General features: G+C 54.4%; 2 protein-coding genes. Both read right to left on the bottom strand.

Annotated features, from left to right (window positions below; genetic code table 11):
• Window positions 1-2,781, bottom strand: a 2,781-nt coding sequence (uca, locus tag ACQY8X_RS20670; RefSeq protein WP_428037020.1) for an urea carboxylase, incomplete at its 3' end; no start/stop codon positions are given.
• Window positions 2,782-2,884: 103 nt separating this feature from the next.
• Window positions 2,885-3,442 (bottom strand): urea amidolyase associated protein UAAP2 (locus ACQY8X_RS20665; protein ID WP_428037019.1); only part of this gene is annotated, 558 nt, incomplete at its 5' end.

The following is a 3,442-nucleotide window of genomic DNA, read 5'->3' as shown; positions in this document are numbered from 1 at the left end:
GTTAATACGACGGATAAATTCGATATTGTCCGGACACCAGGGCGCATTCTTACGTACCACTTCGTCATACTTTCTGATCGCCAGACGGGTCGCTTCGTCATCCCAGGAGAGCGGCAGATGAACCACCCGGGCAGGCACGGTGAGTGCATCGATATCACCCAGATCCGCTTCTGCGTGTTCTAACAGTTCGAGTAGCTGATCTAGCGGTAATCTGAGGTTGTCATAATGCACCTGCAGAGAACGGATCCCCGGCGTCAACTCTTTAACACCGGGAATATCCATCGCCTGCAGTTTAAGCATCAGCGCATGAACCCGGAAACGCAGGCGAATATCCAGCAGCTGTGGCCCATACTCCACCAGCAGGAAGTCTTCACCACTGGGGCGGTAGACCACTTTCTCGCCGTAGCGCTCAGCTGGCAGCTGCTTAATAACCGGTGTTGTCAGTTCGCTGCTCGCCAGCGGCGTTTCTGAGATTGAAAGCTGATCGATCTGCTCTAACAGCTGACGCTCCGCCAGGGTAGCATCGGCAATAGAGACCGGTTCAAAGGAGACCCGGTCGCCCGCTTTCAGCTGGCCCATTTTCCACAGATCCGCTTTGATAATAGTCGCGGGACAGACAAAGCCCCCCAGGCTCGGGCCATCCGGACCTAAAATAACCGGCATATCCCCGGTAAAGTCGATAGTGCCGACAGCATAAGCATTATCGTGAATATTAGAGGGGTGCAGACCCGCTTCGCCACCATCCTCCCGTGCCCACTCAGGCTTAGGACCGATTAAACGAACACCGGTACGGCTGGAATTAAAGTGCACCTGCCACTCCGCGGCAAAAAACTGCTTAATATCATCGTCGGTAAAGAAATCAGGCGCACCATGAGGGCCATAAATAACCCGGATATTCCACTTTTCGGCCAGCTGTGGCGGTTGCCTGACCGTCTCGCCCGCACAGGCGGTCAACGCAAAGTCGGTATCCAGATGCAACACATCCCCCGGACGCAGCGCCCGACCACCATGACCACCAAACTGCCCCAGGGTAAAGGTAGAGCGACTTCCCAGATACTCAGGACACTGAATACCACCGGCAACAGAGAGATAGCTCCGGGCACCCGGCCCGGTTATTTTGCCCAGCTTCAGCGTCTGACCAGCGTTAACCCCGACGACTGACCACATCGCCACGGGCTCACCATCCAGGGTCGCCTCCAGCGCCGCACCGCTGAGCACGATCTGGCTGGCCTGATTAAACCGCAGTGTCGGACCACTGATGATCATCTCTAATCCAGCGGCATCGGCAGGGTTATGCAGCAGTTGATTAGCCAGACGGAAGCTCACGGAGTCCATCGGGCCTGAGGGCGGCACACCGATATCCCAGAACCCTTCACGACCAGGATAATCCTGAATCGTCGTCTGAGTGCCCGCACTGATAACATCAAAAGTAGAGGGCCGATAGACAAAATCATTCAAGGATCGGGTCAGTACCTCAGCGTTTTGCACCACATCACTGTGTAGCAGCTGTTGCAGATAACTGATGTTATGCTCAATCCCGTACACAGAGGACTCAGCTAACGCCTGTGAAAGACCGGCCAGAGCAGCGTCCCGTGTCTTCCCGTAGAAGATTACTTTAGCCAGCATAGGATCAAAGAAAGGCGATACCTCAACACCGGCTTCAATCCAGTGCTCGACTCTCAGGCCCTCGATCTCTGGCCATTCAACCGCCGTCAGTAAACCGGCACAGGGCTGAAACTCCTTATTGGCATCTTCGGCATAAACCCGCACCTGAATCGCATGCCCCGCAGGTTCGAGCGTTTTTTCAAGTTCAGTCAGCGACAGTTCACCCGCCCCCTGTCTGACCATCCACTCCACCAGATCAACACCGAAGACCTCCTCGGTAACACCATGTTCAACCTGAAGACGGGTATTGACCTCAAGAAAGTAGAACTGCTCATCGGTCTGATCCAGAACAAACTCAACCGTACCGGCATTGCGGTAATTCACCTGCTCTGCCAGACGGATCGCGGTGCGTTGCAGCGCCGCACGGGTCTCATCACTGAGATTAGGTGCCGGGGTTTCCTCAATTACTTTCTGGTTACGACGCTGAGCGGAACAGTCCCGCTCCCCCAGTGCAACCACCTTGCCCGCACCATCACCAAAGATCTGCACCTCAATATGACGGGCCTGCTCGATAAACTTCTCCAGAAAGATGTCGCTGTTACTGAAATTATTTTCACTGAGACGACGGACGGAATCATAAGCTTCTGTAAGTTCAGCTTCTGTGTTGCAGCGCTGCATACCGATACCGCCGCCACCGGCTGTGCTCTTCAGCATCAGCGGATAGCCGATCCGGGTAGCTTCGGAGAGGGTTTCTTCCAGGCTTTGTAGCAAGCCGGTACCCGGTAACAGCGGCACCTGCCCCTGCTCTGCCAGCTCACGGGCTGAGTGTTTCAGACCAAAATCGTTCATCTGTTGTGGAGTCGGCCCTAAAAAGACTACCCCCTGCGCTTCACAACGCCCGACAAAACCGGGGTTCTCACTCAGAAAGCCATAGCCGGGATGAATCGCTTCAGCGCCTGACGCTTTGGCTATGGCTAAAATTTTATCCTGATCAAGATAGGTTTGAGTGGCTGCCCCCTCCCCAAGAGAGTAGGCTTCATCCGCCTGCAGAACATGCAGACTATCGGTGTCTGCTTCGCTGTACACAGCCACACTGGTCACGCCCATTTTTCGTAGTGTGCGAATGATACGGCAGGCAATAGCACCACGATTGGCAATAAGAACTTTAGCAAACATCTGTTAATCACCTGAATTCCGGGCCGTCCCGGTGATTCTCAGGGCTTGATTGGGGTCGTCCCCAGCCCTTTTATACTGCGCAGATAACATCTGCGTTGTGACACTAATCCCAGATAAGGACTTCAACCGGTGTCGGGTTGTAGGCATTACAGGGGTTATTCAGCTGCGGGCAGTTGGAGATCAGTACAATCACATCCATCGCCGCTTTCAGCTCGACATACTTACCCGGTGCGCTGATCCCATCTGCAAAGGTCAGTCCGCCGTCACTGGTGACAGGCACGTTCATAAAGAAGTTGATGTTGTGGGTAATATCCCGTTTGCTCATGCCAAACGCTTCATTCTCTGCAACCGCTAATAACCAGCTGTCACGGCAGGCATGCATACATTTCTTCTCTAAGGCATAGCGCACAGTATTACTTTCGGTGGCACAGGCCCCTCCCAGAGTGTCATGGCGACCACAGGTGTCAGCAACGATCTCCAGCAGCAGATTGCCTTCGTTGGATAGCAACCGGCTGCCCGCTGTCAGGTAGACATTGCCCTGCTCACGGATCGTATCAATGGCGCTGTAGCGCTCGGCAGGATCGGCTGCGTTATAAAACAGCGTATCAGCCGCCTGATTGCCTTCGAGATCAAGAATCCGGACCGTTTGTCCCGCCTTGAC

The organism is Amphritea sp. (assembly GCF_050300915.1).
Taxonomy (GTDB): Bacteria; Pseudomonadota; Gammaproteobacteria; order Pseudomonadales; family Balneatricaceae; genus Amphritea.
This window is presented reverse-complemented; position numbering and strand designations above follow the sequence as displayed.